Source organism: Streptomyces sp. NPDC001732 (assembly GCF_053596315.1).
In genome coordinates, this window is sequence record NZ_JBSFFY010000026.1 from 12224 (window position 1) to 29793 (window position 17570).

At 71.1% G+C, this 17570-nt stretch carries 14 protein-coding genes; 5 read left to right on the forward strand and 9 right to left on the reverse strand.

The genetic code is table 11. From position 1 onward, the window contains the following. Window positions 1–109: 109 nt before the first annotated feature. The 5 genes from ACWCXX_RS23395 to ACWCXX_RS23415 form a co-directional block, all read right to left on the reverse strand. Window positions 110–2989 (reverse strand): FtsX-like permease family protein, encoded by a 2880-nt coding sequence (locus ACWCXX_RS23395; protein WP_451130206.1) that lies wholly within the window; start codon window positions 2987–2989, stop codon window positions 110–112. Then, a complete protein-coding gene (locus ACWCXX_RS23400) occupies window positions 2986–3837 on the reverse strand; it encodes an ABC transporter ATP-binding protein (protein ID WP_451130208.1) in 852 nt (283 codons plus the stop codon). The genes ACWCXX_RS23395 and ACWCXX_RS23400 overlap by 4 nt, the downstream gene beginning before the upstream one ends. A 221-nt stretch (window positions 3838–4058) precedes the next feature. Next, window positions 4059–4673: a PadR family transcriptional regulator gene (locus ACWCXX_RS23405; protein ID WP_451130210.1), complete on the reverse strand. Its 615-nt coding sequence runs from the start codon at window positions 4671–4673 to the stop codon at window positions 4059–4061. Window positions 4674–4755: 82 nt separating this feature from the next. Further along, a complete protein-coding gene (locus ACWCXX_RS23410; RefSeq protein ID WP_451130212.1) occupies window positions 4756–5283 on the reverse strand; it encodes a hypothetical protein in 528 nt (175 codons plus the stop codon). A gap of 463 nt (window positions 5284–5746) precedes the next feature. Further along, window positions 5747–7381 carry a protein kinase domain-containing protein gene (locus ACWCXX_RS23415; protein ID WP_451130214.1) on the reverse strand — a complete coding sequence of 545 codons (1635 nt, stop codon included), beginning with the start codon at window positions 7379–7381 and terminating at the stop codon, window positions 5747–5749. A gap of 293 nt (window positions 7382–7674) precedes the next feature. Here ACWCXX_RS23415 and ACWCXX_RS23420 point away from each other — a divergent pair, with 293 nt between their 5' ends. After that, window positions 7675–9312 (forward strand): protein kinase domain-containing protein, encoded by a 1638-nt coding sequence (locus ACWCXX_RS23420; protein ID WP_451130216.1) that lies wholly within the window; start codon window positions 7675–7677, stop codon window positions 9310–9312. Window positions 9313–9457: 145 nt separating this feature from the next. Here the strand turns inward: ACWCXX_RS23420 and ACWCXX_RS23425 are convergent, their stop codons facing one another. From ACWCXX_RS23425 to ACWCXX_RS23435, 3 genes are all read right to left on the reverse strand, one after another. Continuing rightward, window positions 9458–10507 carry a phosphotransferase gene (locus ACWCXX_RS23425; RefSeq protein ID WP_451130352.1) on the reverse strand — a complete coding sequence of 350 codons (1050 nt, stop codon included), beginning with the start codon at window positions 10505–10507 and terminating at the stop codon, window positions 9458–9460. A gap of 63 nt (window positions 10508–10570) precedes the next feature. After that, window positions 10571–11101, reverse strand: coding sequence for a pyridoxamine 5'-phosphate oxidase family protein (locus ACWCXX_RS23430; RefSeq protein ID WP_451130218.1), 531 nt, complete (start codon window positions 11099–11101; stop codon window positions 10571–10573). Window positions 11102–11204: 103 nt separating this feature from the next. Further along, window positions 11205–11864, reverse strand: a complete 660-nt coding sequence (locus ACWCXX_RS23435; RefSeq protein ID WP_451130354.1) for a response regulator — start codon at window positions 11862–11864, stop codon at window positions 11205–11207. Between the two features lie 340 nt (window positions 11865–12204). On the opposite strand from ACWCXX_RS23435, the gene pdhA reads away from it, so the two are divergent. The 3 genes from pdhA to ACWCXX_RS23450 are packed head-to-tail and all read left to right on the forward strand — an operon-like array spanning window position 12205 to window position 15937. Next, complete coding sequence (gene pdhA / locus ACWCXX_RS23440) at window positions 12205–13494, forward strand: pyruvate dehydrogenase (acetyl-transferring) E1 component subunit alpha (RefSeq protein ID WP_451130220.1); 1290 nt, start codon at window positions 12205–12207, stop codon at window positions 13492–13494. Between the two features lie 6 nt (window positions 13495–13500). Continuing rightward, complete coding sequence (locus tag ACWCXX_RS23445; RefSeq protein WP_451130222.1) at window positions 13501–14481, forward strand: alpha-ketoacid dehydrogenase subunit beta; 981 nt, start codon at window positions 13501–13503, stop codon at window positions 14479–14481. A 10-nt stretch (window positions 14482–14491) separates the two neighbouring features. Then, window positions 14492–15937 carry a dihydrolipoamide acetyltransferase family protein gene (locus tag ACWCXX_RS23450; RefSeq protein ID WP_451130224.1) on the forward strand — a complete coding sequence of 482 codons (1446 nt, stop codon included), beginning with the start codon at window positions 14492–14494 and terminating at the stop codon, window positions 15935–15937. Between the two features lie 11 nt (window positions 15938–15948). Here ACWCXX_RS23450 and ACWCXX_RS23455 read toward each other — a convergent pair whose 3' ends face one another. Beyond that, window positions 15949–16464, reverse strand: coding sequence for an ATP-binding protein (locus ACWCXX_RS23455; RefSeq protein WP_451130226.1), 516 nt, complete (start codon window positions 16462–16464; stop codon window positions 15949–15951). 227 nt (window positions 16465–16691) lie between these two features. Here ACWCXX_RS23455 and ACWCXX_RS23460 point away from each other — a divergent pair, with 227 nt between their 5' ends. Continuing rightward, window positions 16692–17570 (forward strand): helix-turn-helix domain-containing protein, encoded by an 879-nt coding sequence (locus ACWCXX_RS23460; protein WP_451130228.1) that lies wholly within the window; start codon window positions 16692–16694, stop codon window positions 17568–17570.

A 17570-nucleotide genomic window follows, 5' to 3' on the forward strand; every position in this document is an offset into this window, starting at 1 on the left:
CCGGCCTGCGCCGACGCCGCTTCAGCGCTCGGGACGCCGCCCCCTCGACACCCGCGTCACCGCTCGTCCTCCCGTGTCACCGCTCGTTCTCCCGCCTCATCGCTCGTTCTCACCCGGCCCGCCGGGCCGGAGCGAGGCGCGAGCGGGTGAACACCGTCGCGAGCAGCCAGGCCAGCAGCGGAACCCCGACGACGAGCAGGCCGAGGGTGCCCCAGGGCAGCACGATCGGTGTGTAGGCCGACTCCATGGGCTCCACGCGCATCACCTTCAACGCCTCGCGCAGGTCGACGAGCCGCAGAGCCACCGCGGGCACCAGACCCGCCAGCGTGCCGAGCACCACCCCCGTGAGCGCCACCACCATGCACTGGAAGCCGGACAGCTTCCGCCGCACGCCCGGGGGTGCTCCCACCGCGCTGAGCGTGTCGAGGTCGGCTTCGGCATCCGCCTTGGCGAGGCCCGTCGTGATCGACGCGGCGCCCAGGGTGACCACCCCGGCGAACAGCGTGAGGATCAGCAGCATGGCGTCCTCCTGGTGGAGGGGGCCCGACTCGGCCTGTACCCAGATGCCGCCGCCGGCCTGGTCGATCGCGGCGCGCGTCCGCTGGTTCTCGGCGCCCGTCGGCAGGTGGGCGGCGGTGTACACGCTTCCGGCGGGCACGGTGTGCAGGCCGAGCCGTTCCGCGGTCTTCTGCGGCATGACCATGTTGACCCCGGGGGTGGCCGCGTACTTCGCGGGGGCTACGTACACCTTCAGCTTTTCCGTGGTGGTCCGCGGCCCGCCCGGGTGCTGCGCCCGGTTCTTCCTGTCCTTCTCGCTGTACCGGTGGACCGCCTTGAGGGTGACCTCGCCGTTCTTCGCGTACGCCTCGTTGAGCAGCACCGGGGTGCCCGCCGCCAGGGCCTTGGCGGCGGCGGGGTCGTCGAACTTCGCGTAGACGTCGAGCAGGGCCTCGTCCGCGACGACGATGTTGCTCATGTCGGAGTTGAAGAGGCCCGAGTGCATGGTGCGGGTCAGGCAGGCCGGGGAGTGCATCAGCTTCTTGTGCTCGTCGGCGGAGAGCCGGGCGGCGAGTTCCTTGGCGCCCTTGCCGGTGAGCGGGCAGGTGTGGTCCCTGCCGGTGGGCACGATCAGTTCGAGCGAGCCGCAGCCGTTCTCCTCGGTGCCGTAGAAGTTGCAGTCGCTGCCCGCCCAGACCCGCCGGTAGTCGGCGCGCCTGCCGGTGACGGCCATGTTCCGTTCGACGGCGATCCGGGCCTGCGGGAGCCGCTCGGAGACCTCGGCCTCGGCGGAGTAGGCGGAAGAGAGGACGACGGTGCCCTCCGTCGTCGAGGGGACGTGGCCGAACTCGACCTCGGCCATGGAGCTGGACATGTACGTGGCGATGGCCACCGAACCCGCGACGGCCGCCATCACGGCCGCGACCGCCGGAGCCGTACGACCGCGGTTGCGGGCCGCGTCGCGCAGCGCCATCCGGGGCGAGAGCGGCAGCCTGCGGCCGAGCCTGCCGAGGAGGCCGACGAGCACCGGGATGCAGGCGAGCAGCCCGAGCTCGGCGACCACCGAGCCGCCGGAGACCAGTGCCGGTTTGCCGATGGTGCCGCCGAAGACGGCGATGGCGGTACCGATGACCAGGACGCAGCAGCCCAGGACCGGCAGGACCCGGGAGGAGCGGCGGACGCCGCGACGGCCGGTGAGCGATTCGAGCACGGACTGCCGGCCCGCCACGATCGCCGGGGCGAACGCCGCCAGGAGGCCGGTGACCAGGCCGATCGCCGCGATGCCGAGCAGCTCCGCCAGCCGCAGGTCGAGGGAGACGAAGCGGTGTCCGACTCCCTTCTCGATCATCGGGCGGAACACCGCGGTGAGCCCGATCCCGGCCACCACACCGGTCACCGCCCCGATCCCGCCGAGCACGATCCCGCCGCCGAGCACCACGGCCCGGACATGGCGTCGGTCCCCGCCGCAGGTGCCGAGGAGGCCGAGCTGACGGCGGGAGCGGCGCGCCCCGACCGCGAAGGCCGGTCCGGCGAGCAGCACGATCTCCAGGACCGCCATGGCGACCACGGTGACGAGCGCCACGCTCAGTTCCCCGGAGCTGCTTTCGTACGAGCCGTACTTCCCGGCCAGCGGGACCTCGGAGTCCGGCGGCGGGTCGAGCACGACCTGACGGGACTTGACGAGGACGCCCGACCTGTTGGCCCGCATGATGTCCGGCCAGGTCACTCCCGCCCCTTCGGGGCCCTTGACCAGCCATTCCTTGGAGCGTGCGTTCGGCGGAAGCACCTTCTTGTCGTGTTCGGCCGCGGCCTTCCACGGGGCGATGACCGCTCCGGGAACGACGTACAGCGCCTCGGTCTTCAGGGCGTCCGGCTGCTCGACCACGCCGGTGATCCGGTACTTCCTGCCGGAGTTGCGCACGGTGGTGGTCGAGCCGACGTCCAGCCCGGCCGACTTCAGGAACGGCTCGGTGGCGGCCATCTCGCCCGTGCCGCGCGGGTGGGAGCCGCGTACGAGGTCGACCATGCCGCGGACCAGCCCGTCCGACGTCCGGACCTCATAGATGTCGGTGCTGGTGATGCCGTACCCGGTGGTGACGTCCGCCGGTACGGACTGGATGCTGATCGCCCGCGAGCCCTTGGGGAACGTGGTGCTGATGTCGGGCTCCGGTGCGCCTTCGGCAGCGTCTCCGGCAGTGCCTTCGGCCGGTGTCGTGTCCTCGTTGACCGACTCGTACGTGTTGCCGTTGGGCAGTTGCTCGATGGGGCCGCCGGTGTGCTGGTCGCTGAAGAGGGCGTCGGAGGCGCCCATGGCGGCCGTCAGCCGTTCGGCCGGGGTCGGGGCCACGCTGCGGTACGTCACGTCGAGCGCGGTGACGCCGAGTACCGGTACGGCGATCATCGCGACCACCAGCGCGCTGCGGCCCTTGGACCGCAGCGCGTCGCGCCGGGCTATTCGGAGGGCCGCGCGCCAGCCCGTGAAGACGCTCACTCGGCGGTCCCGGTGATTCCGGTGGTGCCCGTGGTTCCTGTGGGGCCTGTCGTGCCCACGGGGTCTGCGGTCCCGGTGGTACCGATGGTGAGCAGTGAGTCGGCGTCGGAGGTGAGCGACTGGTCGATGATCGATCCGTCCCGGAGGAACACGACCCGGTCGGCCCAGGCCGCGTACCGCGGCTCGTGGGTCACCATCACACCGGCGGCGCCCCGGTCGCAGCGGTTGCGCAGCAGGGCGAGCACCGCCTCGCCGGTCTCGGAGTCGAGGGCCCCGGTCGGTTCGTCGGCGAGCACCAGGCGCCGGTCCCCCACCAGCGCACGGGCGATCGCGACCCGCTGCTGCTGGCCGCCGGACATCTCGTCCGGGAACCGCTCGGCGATCTCCGCGAGCCCCATCTCCTCCAGCGCCGCCCGCGCCTCCTTGCGGGCCTTGCGCACGGAGACGCCGTCGAGTTCGCGCGGCAGGGCGATGTTCTCGGCCGCAGTGAGGGCGGGGATGAGGTTGTAGTCCTGGAAGACGTAGCCGACGCTGCGGCGGCGCAGGGCGGCGATGCCCTTGCGGCCGAGGCCGGCCACGTCCTGGCCCTCGATGATCACCTGGCCGCTGGTCGGGGCGTCGAGGCCGCCCGCGATGGTCAGCAGGGTCGACTTGCCGGAGCCCGAGGGCCCCATCACGGCGACGAGTTCACCGGCGTGCACCCGGAGGTCGACGCCGCGCAGGGCGTGCACCTCGGCAATGCCGGAGCCGTGGGTGCGGGTGAGCGCCCGCAGTTCGAGCACTGGTGCGTCGACCGGCGGCTGTGAACCGGCAGGTGCTGCGGATCGGGACGGGACGTGCGAGGACATGGTGGGCGATTCCCCCCTGGGAACGGCTGTGTGATGACGGGCCGCGGCCGACGGCCGGGCGAGCGTGCCGTGTGACCTGCGGCACGCGGTTTGCGACGCGGGATCTGCGACGCGCGGTGCGGGGCCGGTGCGGCGCGGGGCGCGGCGCGTGGCCCGTGGTTCGTGGCGTCCGGTTCGTGGTTCGTGGTCCGCGACGCGTGGTCCGCGACGCGTGGTCCGTTTCAGTGGCGGCTGCGCGGGCGGGCGGTACGGGGCACGGCGCGACCGCGTGTACGGACCTCGGGCTCCGGTTCCGTGGCGGCGGCCTCGGCGAGCCGGACCAGCCGGGTCTCGCAGTGGTCCAGCCAGCGGGCCTCGGCCTCCGCCTGGAAGATCATCTGTTCCAGTACGAGCAGCCAGGCGACCTCGTCGCGGTTGGCCGGGACGGAGTTGAGCGACTGGGCCTTGAGCCGGGTGTAGTCCTGCATCGCCTTCAGGGTGTGGCGGCGCTGGGACTGGATGACGGCGCGGATGTCCACACCGGGCGCCCCGACCGCCATCGCGAGCTTGATGGCCAGCTCGTCCCGGGGCGGGTTGCTGCGGTCGACGGGCGTCTCGAACCAGTTCCGCAGTTCGTGGCGTCCATCGTCGGTGATCGCGTAGAGGGCGTGTCCCTGTTCGTCCTCGTCGTCCTGGACGACCAGGCCGTCCCGCTCCAGCCGGCTCAGCGTCGTGTACACCTGACCGACGTTGAGCGGCCAGGTGGAGCCGGTGCGCGATTCGAATTCGGTGCGGAGCTGGGAGCCGTAGCGGGGGCCTCGCTCCAGGAGGGCCAGCAGCCCGTGGCGGATCGACATACTCAGTATGTATACCGAGTATGTTGTTTGATGCAAGCCTCGGTGGGGAGGCCCGAAGTCGATCGGGAGGCTTGGAGGGGGTTCAGTTCGAGCTGCGCATGCGGAACGCCAGGAAGCCCAGTCCCAGCCCTATCAGGGCTATGCCCGCGCCGAGCGACACCCGTTTCACCCGGCTCACGGTCGGTGTGTCCAGGGCCTGCTGCGGGAGTCGCTCCGGGCCGGTGGGGGAGATCTCCTCGGGGGTGGCGACGGGTATCGGCCCCGGAGCGGTCGCCGGGGGCTGTTCCTCGGGCGGATCGAGCAGGCTGTCCGCGTGCGCGATCTCCCCCGGCGAGAACTGCCGTCCGGGCCGCAGCCGCCCCTCCCCGGCCTCGCGCCCGGCCAGCGGGGACTGCGCTTCGGGGCGCGGGGGCCTCTTGCCGGGGCCGTCCTCGGAGGCGGTCCCGGAGGCGTCCCCGGAGGCGTCCCCGGAGGCGGTCCCGGAGGGCGGGGCGGAGGAAGTCGAGGAAGAGGGGGGCTTGGCGGGCGACGCCGGACCGGAGGGGGAGTCGGATGCCGGGGCCCCTGGAGGCGCGGGTGCGGCCGACCCGCCGTCGGGGGAAACGGACACCGCCGGACCGGAGGATGCGCCCGAAGGAGTGGCGGCCCCCTCATCGGCCCCCTCGCCGGACTCCCCGCCGGCCCCCTCGCTCGACGGTTCGGCACCGGGCACACCGGAAGGCAGGACGGAAGGCCCGGCCGACGCGGCCGGTGCGCTGAACGGTCCCGGGGGCAGGGCGGGTATGTGCTGATCGGCCCGTACTTCGCCCACTGCGGTCCCCAGAGCCGCGCCGGCCGTCAGCACCAGGCAGGCCACGCATCTCGTGGGGTGCGAAGGCAGAAATCCCGAGGGCGGAAATCCCGAAGGCAGAAGTCCTGGAGACATGGGCACAGCGTCACATGTGGCGTCATGTCCGGCATTTTGGGTGTATCTGTCTCATGCGGCTGCCTCGTACGGCTGCTTTATGCGGCTGCCTCGGTGGAACGGTCCGCTGCAGCCGGGGCCAGCGGTTGCGGACCTGTTCGGGCCCGGCTCAGGCCGGGTCGCCCGTCGCGACGCGCAGTTCGAAGTGGGCGCCTCTCTTCGGCACGGCGGTGCCCGATGACGGGAACTGGTTGACGACCTGGTCCTCCGCGTAGGCGTTCCCCGGCTCCTTGATCACCTTGATGGTCCAGCCGGCCGCGTCCGCGCAGGACCGTGCGGAGAGGATGTCCTTGTACAGGAAGCTGGGAGCGTCGACCTTGTTCGGGTCGTCGTTGTCCTCCATGGCGTCCGTGCAGTCCTCGGTGTCCATCGTCCGGTTCCGCTCCGGCGGCTTGTGCTCGCTCGCGGCCGGGGACTCGTTCGCGGTGGGGTCGTTCTTGTCGTTGCCCTGCAGCGAGAGCACCGTGATCAGCCCGCCGATCGCGACCAGCGAGACCACGATCGCGCCCACGATCACCGGCATGTTCCGCTTGGAGCCGCTGCCGCCCGAACCGGACTGGGACTGCGACTGGGTCTGCGGGGAGATCGTGTAGGGCGGCGGGGTCTGGTGCGCCGGTGCCTGGGCCTGGTACGGCTGGGCCGACTGCGGGTAGCCGTAGGACGGGGCCGGGGTGGGGGCCGGGGCGGTCGGGCCGTAGGGGCCCGACTGGTACGGGCCCGGCTGGTACGGGGTCTGGACGCCCTGGGGCGTGGCGCCGGACTGGTCGACCGGCGGGAAGACCGCCGAGCCGACGCCCGAACCGCTGTTCACCGGGGCGCCGCCGCCCGCGACGATCATCGGTGCGCCCGCCGTACCGCCCGCGTTCAGCACGCGGGCGATCTCGTCCTGCATCGCCGCCGCGCTCGGGAAGCGCTCGTTCGGGTTCTTCTTCAGGGCGCGGGCGACCAGCGCGTCCATCGCCGGGGTGACCGACCGGTTGATCGTGGAGGGCGCGACCGGCTCCTCCTGGACGTGCGCGTACGCGATGGCGAGCGGCGAGTCCGCGTCGAAGGGGAGCCGCCCGGTCAGCAGCTGGAACAGCATGATGCCGACCGAGTACAGGTCGGAGCGGGCGTCCACGCCGCGGCCCAGGGCCTGCTCGGGGGAGAGGTACTGCGGGGTGCCGACGACCATGCCGGTCTGCGTCATCGACGTGACGCCCGACTGCATGGCGCGGGCGATGCCGAAGTCCATGACCTTCACGACGCCGCGCTTGGTCACCATCACGTTGCCGGGCTTGATGTCGCGGTGGACCAGGCCCATCTCGTGGCTGGTGTCCAGCGCGGCCAGGACGTCGGACGTCACCTTCAGCGCCCGGTCGGCCGGCATCGCGCCGTGGTTCTGGATGTCCGCGTGGAGCACGGAGCCGAGCGGCTGCCCCTCCACGTACTCCATGACGATGTACGGCATCAGCGCGCCGCCGAGCTCGTCCTCGCCGGTGTCGAAGACCGAGACGATGTTGGTGTGCTGCAGTTTTGCGACAGCCTGGGCCTCGCGCCGGAAGCGTTCACGGAAGGACTGTTCGCGGCCCAGTTCCGTGTGCAGGGTCTTGATCGCGACCTGGCGGTCCAGTGCGGTGTCGTACGCCAGATATACGGACGCCATACCGCCTTCGCCGAGCAAATCGCGAAGCTGGTAGCGCCCGCCGGCGACCGAACCGCCCGCATAGCGACCCTGAGCGCCGTGTGCGCCGTCCTGGCTCATGACTTGCTTCCCCCTCGGCGCGACTGACGCGATCATCCCTATTTACGCGCCAAGTCTGCCCCAGGGGTACGACACGTCAAGCCAGGTGCCCGTTCCGTGACCCTACGCACAAGAAGCGTCTCGGAAGCGTTACAGGAACGGCATGGAATTTGCGCGGAAGGCGCGCCGGGCGGTCGGATGACCGTCCCCTGTCGGCCACGAGGTGTCCGGTGGAGGCTGTAGCGTGGCGTGGCAATGCAGCTAGGCACCGTGAGCACCCGCGGACGCGCGGACAGATACGACGGCGAGGACTGATGGCACCCGATTCCGAAGCAAACGGCGGCGGAGTTTCGGATGGCACCGACTCCTGGGGCATCGGCGGTGTCGTCGGTGACGGCCGTTACCGGATGACACATCGCCTCGGCCGGGGCGGCATGGCGGAGGTCTTCGCGGCCGAGGACGTCAGGCTCGGACGCACGGTCGCGGTCAAGCTTCTGCGCTCCGACCTCGCGGAGGACCCGGTCTCCAAGGCCCGGTTCACGCGCGAGGCGCAGTCCGTGGCGGGCCTGAACCACCATGCGATCGTCGCCGTGTACGACTCCGGCGAGGACGTGGTGGGCGGGCAGACCGTCCCCTACATCGTGATGGAGCTCGTCGAGGGCCGCACCATCCGCGATCTGCTGATCAGCGCCGAGGCGCCGCCGCCCGAGCAGGCGCTGATCATCGTCTCGGGGGTGCTGGAGGCGCTCGCGTACTCGCACCAGCACGGCATCGTCCACCGTGACATCAAGCCCGCCAACGTGATCATCACCAACTCGGGCGCGGTCAAGGTGATGGACTTCGGCATCGCGCGGGCCCTGCACGGCGCGCAGTCGACGATGACCCAGACCGGCATGGTCATGGGCACGCCGCAGTACCTCTCGCCCGAGCAGGCCCTCGGCAAGGCCGTCGACCACCGTTCCGACCTCTACGCCACCGGCTGTCTGCTGTACGAGCTCCTGGCCCTGCGGCCCCCCTTCACGGGCGAGACGCCGCTCTCCGTCGTGTACCAGCACGTCCAGGACATCCCGGTGCCGCCGTCCGAGGTGCTGTCCGCGGTGCCGCCGGAGCTGGACGGGCTGGTCATGCGCTCGCTCGCGAAGGACCCGGACGACCGGTTCCAGAGCGCCGAGGAGATGCGCGGCCTCGTCCAGTACGGCCTGCAGATGCTCCAGGTGCAGGGCGGCCACACGCACACCTGGAACACCGGCCCGGTCGTGATGCACGAGGGCGCCCACACCCCGCCCGCGGGCCTCACCGGGGGCACGATGGCGATGGGCCACCCGCCGCACGGGGACACCTCGCAGAGCCCGATCCTGCCTCCGATGAACCCCGACGACGGCGGTTACGAGGGCGGTCAGCGCAGTGCCGGTGGCGGGCGCGGCAAGCTGTGGCTCTTCGTCGTGCTCGCGCTGATCGCGATCAGCGCGGGCGTCGCCATCGCGGTCAATGCGGCGGACGACGGCAGCACGAAGCAGAAGAAGCCCCCGGTGACGACCTCCGATTCGCCGTCCCCGTCGGACAACTCCACCGAGCCGAGCGACGGGCAGAGCGAGCAGAACCAGCTGCCGGAGAACTCCACCGGCAACCAGCAGGAGCAGCCCCCGTCGCGGCCCTACTCCCCGTCCACCACCCCGAGCCAGACGTACCAGCCGCCGAGCACGGGACCGACCACGCCGGGCACGGGCACGGACAACGGCGGCACGGGGACCGACAACGGCGGCACCGGCACGGACAACGGCGGCACGGGGACCGACAACGGCGGTACCGGCACGGACAACGGCGGCACGGGCACGGACAACGGCGGCACGGGGACCGACAACGGCGGCACCGGCGATTCCACCGGGACGACCACGGGCGCCACCGCCGGTTCGTCGGCGGCGGCAGGGGCCGCTGCGGGCGCCACCCCGTGACGGGGCCGGGGCCGTTCTCCGGTGCCGGCCCGGTCCGGCCCGGGTCCCGTGTCGGCCGGTTGCTCCGGTTCCGGCCCGCACCCGAATCCGAACCCGCGCCCGAATCCGAATTCGTGCCAGGGCCCGTGGCCCGACGGCCCCGGGCTCACGCCGTGAACGCCTCGCGCACCGCTTCGTACTCGCGCGTCCACCAGACCGCCAGGGCCGACACCGCGGGGAACTGCGGGTCGGCCCTCCGGTCGTGCAGGCAGTACCGCCATCGCAGTATCCAGAAGTCGTTGAGCCGCTCCCACCACACCCGGTGCACCGCGGCGGCCAGTTCCGCCGCCCCGGCCCCGGCCGCCCGCCGGTAGGCCCGCGCGTACGCCCGCACCTTCTCCAGCTCCAGCCGTCCGGCCGGGAGCACGAAGAAGATCGCCGCCGCCCGCACCGCCTCCTCCGCGCGCGGCTGGATGCCCAGCCGGTCCCAGTCGAGGATCGCGACCGGGTCGGCGTCCCGGTACAGGACGTTCAACGGGTGGAAGTCGCCGTGCACCCAGCCCGTCGCCGGGACGTCGGGCGTGGGTGGTCTGCGGTCGGCGTGCTGCTCCAGCAGGACGCGCCGCTCCAGGAGGCGGTGTTCGGCCAGTTCGTCGAAGGCGTCCCGGGGGCGGCGCCGGCGCGCGGCGGCCAGCAACTCGTCGATCAGCGCGAACGTGTCGACGGGGTCGGGGCTGTGGTGGCCGCCGGTCCGGGGCACGGGGCCGACGCCCTCCGCCATGACCTGTTCGAGCCCGGTGTGCACGGTTCCGAGCAGGGAACCGAGCCGCTTCGACTGGGCGGTGGTGAGCTGGTCGCCCGCCCGGTGCAGGCCGTCCACCCAGGGGTGCAGGGCGTAGCACCGGCCGCCGATCTCCGTGACCGTTTCGCCCTCGGTGTCCGCCACGGGCGGGGCCACGGGCACGCCGAGCGACTGCAGGCGCTGGGTGGCGCGGTGCTGGCGGACGATCGTGGCGCGGTCGCCGGTGGAGTCGTCGAGGTGGTGCTTGAGGAAGAAGGAGCCGCGGGTGGTGGAGACGCGGTAGCCGTGGTTGAGCAGGCCCTGGGTGACAGGTTTGCAGGTCAGAGCCTCGCCCGCGTCCGGGTATCGGCGCAGTACCTCGTCCACCGGGGGGACCGGGCGCCCCGGTCGGTGGGACGTGGACGGGCACGGCAGCTCGCCGACCGGTGGAGCGGAGGAAAGGGTTACAGATGAGCGAGGCACTTACCAAATGTTAGATCACGCTACGTGTTCCTTTGGTTCACTTGCGTGAAAGTCCAGAGTGTGCACCGAGACGAAGTGCGGGGCGATCCTGAGGTACGCCGGGGTGAAGGGCTCCCCGTTCACCCGGGCCGGGGCCCTGCCGAAGAGTTCCCGTTCCTCGGACGTCGGGTGCACGACCTGGGCGGGGCCGGTGAACTGCACGGCCCACAGGCCGCCGTCGCCCACCATTCCTTTGCCGCCCGCCGCCCCTTCGCCGCCCGCACTCGGAAGAGCGCTGCCCGTCTCCGGGAGGGCGGTCCCCGCCTCCGGGAGGACGGCTTCCGCTCCCGGGGCCACCGCGTTGAAGTTGTCCGCGCCGTACGCCACGACCGTCCCGTCGCAGGAGGCGTGGTAGCGGAAGCCGCTGTGCAGCCGCAGGAGCACCCGGCCGTCGATCACGACGTGGCGGGCCACCGCCAGAAACGGAAGGGCCCGCATGCTCGTGGCCAGTCGGCCGTACGGGACGCGACCGAGCAGTTCGATCGCCTGGAGTTCCTCGGAGGACATGGCCCCCACTCTCCGTCACCGGACGGGACCCCGAGAAGAGGCTGCGGCCCCGGTTGAACCGGGACCAAAGTCCCGCCCCGCGCCCGCTCGTCCCCTGCCCCGCTCAGCGCTTCTGCGCCTGCAGCCTGGCCACGTACGCTGCGGCCTGCGAGCGCCGCTCCATGCCGAGCTTGGAGAGCAGGCTGGAGACATAGTTCTTGATCGTCTTCTCGGCGAGGTGCAGCCGTTCGCCGATCACCCGGTTCGTCAGCCCCTCGCCGATCAGGTCGAGGATCTTGCGCTCCTGGTCGGTCAGGGAGGCGAGCTTGTCGTCGTCCCGGCCCTTCTTCCCGTTGCGCAGCCGCTCCAGGACCCGGGCGGTCGCCACCGGGTCCAGCAGCGACTTCCCGGCCGCCACGTCCCGTACCGCGTTCAGCAGCTCGTTGCCCCGGATCGCCTTCAGCACGTACCCCGAGGCGCCCGCCATGATCGCGTCGAACAGGGCCTCGTCGTCGGCGTACGAGGTGAGCATCAGGCACTTGATGTTCTCGTCCTGGGACCGGATCTCCCGGCACACCTCCACCCCGCTCCCGTCCGGCAGCCGGACGTCGAGCACCGCCACGTCCGGCCGGGTCGCCGGGATGCGCACCAGCGCGTCCGCCGCCGTGCCGGCCTCGCCGACCACCTCGATGTCGTCCTCGACCGAGAGCAATTCATGGACTCCGCGCCGGACGACTTCGTGGTCGTCCAGCAGGAAAACGGTGATTTTTCCTTGTTCGCGCACAAAATGCAGTCTCACACACTCACCTCTTCCCTGCCGCCGAACGGCGGGATAACGTGCGGTTGTTCCGGTGACCTGCGGGGCCGTTAACAGTGCTGTGACCAGCGAGAGTTCCCGACTTTTTCGATTTACTTGGAAATCCAAGCAAAATCGCAGGTCAGAGAGGGTTTCGCAGTTATGCGGCGTACTGGGTAACGTGCTTTTGACAGGGCGCTCGCCGGGGCACCTGTCACGCCTGTTCCCGAACCGAGCGGCACCCACCCCGTGCACGGGTACGGACGCAGGCGAGCCGCACTGGCTTCCCGGCAGACCCCGGGGGCCGGACCGACGGAGGAGCACGCACGTGACCGTGGAGAGCACTGCCGCGCGCAAACCGCGACGCAGCAGCAGGACCAGCGCCGTGAAGACGACCGCGAAGACGTCCGCCGATACGCCTGCGAAGACGACGGCGCGGACGCCCGCGAAGAAGTCCGCGAAGGCGCCTGCGAAGACGACGGCGAAGAAGACTGCTGCGAAAACGCCCGCGCGGGCGTCCGCGAAGGCGCCGCAGCGTTCCGAGCCCGAGCTCGTCCAGCTGCTGACGCCCGAGGGGGAGCGCGTCGAGCACCCGGACTACTCGATCGACCTGACCGACGACGAGCTGCGCGGTCTGTACCGGGACATGGTCCTGACCCGCCGCTTCGACGCCGAGGCCACCGCGCTGCAGCGCCAGGGCGAGCTGGGCCTGTGGGCCTCGCTGCTCGGCCAGGAGGCCGCCCAGATCGGCTCCGGCCGGGCCCTGCGCGACGACGACTACGTCTTCCCGACGTACCGGGAGCACGGCGTCGCCTGGTGCCGGGGGGTCGACCCGACCAACCTGCTCGGAATGTTCCGCGGCGTGAACCACGGCGGCTGGGACCCGAACAGCAACAACTTCCACCTGTACACGATCGTCATCGGTTCGCAGACCCTGCACGCCACCGGCTACGCCATGGGCGTCGCCAAGGACGGCGCGGACTCGGCCGTGATCGCGTACTTCGGCGACGGCGCCTCCAGCCAGGGCGACGTGGCCGAGTCGTTCACCTTCTCCGCGGTCTACAACGCCCCGGTCGTCTTCTTCTGCCAGAACAACCAGTGGGCGATCTCCGAGCCGACCGAGAAGCAGACCCGCGTCCCGCTCTACCAGCGCGCGCAGGGCTTCGGCTTCCCCGGTGTCCGGGTCGACGGCAACGACGTACTCGCCTGCCTGGCGGTCACCAGGTCGGCGCTGGAGCGGGCCCGCAGGGGTGAAGGGCCCACCCTCGTCGAGGCGTTCACCTACCGGATGGGCGCGCACACCACCTCCGACGACCCGACGAAGTACCGGACGGACGAGGAGCGGGCCTCCTGGGAGGCGAAGGACCCGATCCTGCGGCTGCGCGCGTACCTGGAGAAGCAGGGCGCCGCCGACGAGGCGTTCTTCACCGCGCTGGACGAGGAGAGCGAGACCCTCGGCAAGCGGGTGCGCGAAGCGGTGCGGGCGATGCCCGACCCGGACCCGATGGCGGTCTTCGACCACGTCTACGCCGACGGCAACCCGCTCGTCGACGAGGAACGCGCCCAGTTCGCCGCGTACCAGGCATCGTTCGCCGACTCAGCCGAGAAGGGCAAGTAAGCAGCCATGGCCATGGAAAAGATGTCCATCGCGAAGGCGCTCAACGAGTCGCTGCGCAAGGCTCTCGACACCGACCCCAAGGTTCTCGTCATGGGCGAGGACGTCGGCAAGCTCGGCGGGGTCTTCCGGATCACCGACGGGCTCCAGAAGGACTTCGGCGAGGACCGGGTGATCGACACCCCGCTCGCCGAGTCCGGCATCGTCGGCACGGCGATCGGCCTGGCCCTGCGCGGTTACCGGCCGGTCGTCGAGATCCAGTTCGACGGCTTCGTCTTCCCCGCGTACGACCAGATCGTCACCCAGCTCGCGAAGATGCACGCCCGCGCGCTCGGCAAGGTCAAGCTGCCCGTCGTCGTCCGCATCCCCTACGGCGGCGGCATCGGCGCCGTCGAGCACCACAGCGAGTCGCCCGAGGCGCTGTTCGCGCACGTCGCGGGCCTGAAGGTGGTCTCGCCGTCGAACGCGAGCGACGCCTACTGGATGATGCAGCAGGCCGTCCAGAGCGACGACCCGGTCATCTTCTTCGAGCCGAAGCGCCGCTACTGGGACAAGGGCGAGGTCGAGACCGACAGCATCCCCGGTCCGCTGCACAGGGCGTCGGTGGCCCGCACCGGCACCGACCTCACGCTCGTCGCGTACGGCCCGATGGTGAAGGTCTGCCTGGCGGCGGCCGAGGCCGCCCAGGAGGAGGGCAAGTCGATCGAGGTCCTGGACCTGCGCTCGATGTCCCCGATCGACTTCGACACCATCCAGACCTCGGTCGAGAAGACCGGCCGGCTCGTCGTGGTCCACGAGGCACCGGTGTTCTACGGCTCCGGCGCGGAGATCGCCGCCCGGATCACCGAGCGGTGCTTCTACCACCTGGAGGCACCGGTGCTGAGGGTCGGCGGCTACCACGCCCCGTACCCGCCAGCGCGGCTGGAGGACGAGTACCTGCCGGGCCTCGACCGGGTGCTCGACGCCGTCGACCGCTCGCTGGCGTACTGAGGACTGGGACGTGACAACGATGACCGACACTTCCAACGCTGCTCGCTTCCGTGAGTTCAAGATGCCCGACGTGGGCGAGGGACTCACCGAGGCGGAGATCCTCAAGTGGTACGTCCAGCCCGGCGACACCGTCACCGACGGTCAGGTCGTGTGCGAGGTCGAGACCGCGAAGGCGGCCGTGGAGCTGCCGATCCCGTTCGACGGGGTGGTGCACGAACTGCGCTTCCCGGAGGGCACGACGGTCGACGTCGGCCAGGTGATCATCGCGGTGGACGTGGCACCGGGCAGCGATGACGCGGCCCCGGCCCCGGCCGAGGCCGCGGCTCCCGCGCCGACGGCCGCCGCCGAGCCGGAGCCCGAGGCTCCGAAGGGCCGCCAGCCGGTCCTGGTGGGCTACGGCGTCTCCGAGAGCTCGACCAAGCGGCGCGCCCGCAAGGGCACGGCCGTCTCCGTGCCGGCTGCCGCCGCTGCGATCCAGGGCGAGATGAACGGCCACGGCGCCGTGCTCGCGGCTCCGAAGAGCCGTCCGCTGGCCAAGCCGCCGGTGCGCAAGCTGGCCAAGGACCTGGGCATCGACCTGGCGCAGGTCGTCCCGACCGGCAAGGACGGGATCATCACCCGCGAGGACGTGCACGCCGCGGCGGCGCCCGTGCCCGCGCAGCCTTCCGTCCCCGCCCAGGCCCCGGCCGCTCCCGCCGCCGTGTCCGCTCCCGTGCCCGTCCCCGAGGCCCCGGCCGCCGAGGCCGTCGCGGGCGCGCGGGAGACCCGCATCCCGGTCAAGGGCGTGCGGAAGGCCATCGCCCAGGCGATGGTCGACAGCGCCTTCAAGGCCCCGCACGTCACCGAGTTCGTGACCGTCGACGTGACGCGCACGATGAAGCTGGTCGCGGAGCTCAAGGAGGACAAGGACATGGCGGGGGTGCGGGTCAACCCGCTCCTGATCATCGCCAAGGCCCTCCTCGTCGCGATCAAGCGGAACCCGGACGTCAACGCCGCCTGGGACGAGGCCAACCAGGAGATCGTCCAGAAGCACTACGTGAACCTGGGCATCGCCGCGGCGACCCCGCGCGGTCTGATCGTGCCGAACATCAAGGACGCGCACGACATGACGCTGCCGCAGCTCGCGGCGGCCCTGGGCGAGCTGGTCTCCACGGCCCGGGACGGCAAGACCTCCCCGGCCGCGATGGCGGGCGGCACGGTGACGATCACCAACGTCGGCGTCTTCGGCGTCGACACGGGCACCCCGATCCTGAACCCGGGCGAGTCCGCGATCCTCGCGGTCGGTGCGATCAAGCTCCAGCCGTGGGTGCACAAGGGCAAGGTGAAGCCGCGTCAGGTCACCACGCTGGCCCTGTCGTTCGACCACCGTCTGGTCGACGGCGAGCTCGGCTCCAAGGTGCTGGCCGACGTCGCCGCGATCCTGGAACAGCCGAAGCGCCTGATCACCTGGGCGTAGGGGTTATCGCATCACGTGCATGAGGTGGGCCCGCGCGATGTTCGCGCGGGCCCACCGGCGCGTCCGGCGCCCGCCGCAGGGCGAGTTCGGCGAACACGGTCTTGCCGACGGTGCGCGACTCGACGCCCCACCGGTCGGCGATCGACGCCCCACCGGTCGGCGATCGACGCCACGATCAGGAGCCCCCGGCCGTAGCACTCCTCGCTCGTCGCCTCGCGGAGAACCGGCAGCCGTTCGCCCCACGGATCGCTGACCGCGACCCGGAGCGTGGCCGCGGTCAGCGTGAGCCGCACCCGCAGGAGCCGCCCCCGGACGACGCCGTGCAGTAACGCGTTGGTCGCCAACTCGCTGACCAGCAACGCCGCGTCCCCGGCCAGCCCCGGATGCCCCCACTCCCGCACCAGCCGCGCGGTGCGCCGCCGGGAGAAGGAGACGCGGTCGGCGGTCGGGGCGAAGTCGAGCCGGTCCTCGCGGAGGACGGGTTCGGGGGCGGCTTCGGGGGCGGGATTCTGTTCGGCTGCGGTCATGGGCGCGTGCCTCCGTGGGTGCGGGCGGTGGCGATGCCGTGCCTGCGGGGCGCCGATTTCGGGCGCGGGGCAGGGCGGTGCACTTCCGCCGACTGGTTCCGCTGTGCGAGCGGCCGTGAACCGAACGTAGCGACTCCGGCCAGTTGGAGGCAAGTGAAACGGAGCCAATTGTCTCCAACGCGGGATGGCGGTCGACTGGCTGTGCTCCGGAAGGTCACACTGGAGCGGTGAATCGAGCGACTCGGCAAGGAAATCGGTCGTCAACTGTCCTGGGACGCAGGCTCGGAAGCGAGCTGTTGCGGCTGCGGGACGCGTCGGGCAAGACGCAACAGCAGGCCGCTCAGGTCATCTGCGCGACCAACTCGAAGATCGTGAAGATGGAGCAGGGATGGGTCCCGATGAGGGACCCGGACATCCGGGCCCTCTGCGAGTTCTACGGTCTCGATGACGCCCAGTCCGTCGACCGCCTGCTGGAAGTGGCCCGGGTGGATCGGGAGCGACGCAAGGCAAAGGGCTGGTGGAACCAGTACCCGGAGCTGCGTTCGCTGGTCGAGTACGTCGCGCTCGAAGACATCGCCAAGGGCGTCAGAACCTGGCAAGGGGCGTTCGTGCCGGGCCTGCTCCAGACGCCGGACTACGCCAGGGCGCTCGCCGTCGGCAACGCGGACTGGGACGACCCCGACGAGATCGAGCGCTTCGTCGAGGCGAAGGTCGCACGCCAGGCACGTCTCACGGACGGCAGTCCTCTCGCCCTGTGGGCGGTCGTTGCGGAAGGAGCCTTGCGGCAGTTGGTCGGTGGCCGCGAGGTGATGCGTGCCCAGCTGGCACATCTGGCGGAGGCTGCTGCCAAGCCAAATGTCACAGTGCAGGTTGTCCCCTTCCTTGCGGGCTCACACCCGGGCATGACCAGCGCTTTCAGCATCGTGTCGTTCGCCGAGCCTGGTGCGATGGACGTGGTTTACATGGACACCACGTCGTCTACTCTGTGGCTTGAGAGCGAGTCGGATGCCGCGCGTCACAACGTCACGTTCGGTCGAATCGCCAGAAGCGGACTCGCTCCCCGCGATTCCATCGCTCTGATAGGGCGTATCCGCAAGGAGTTGTAG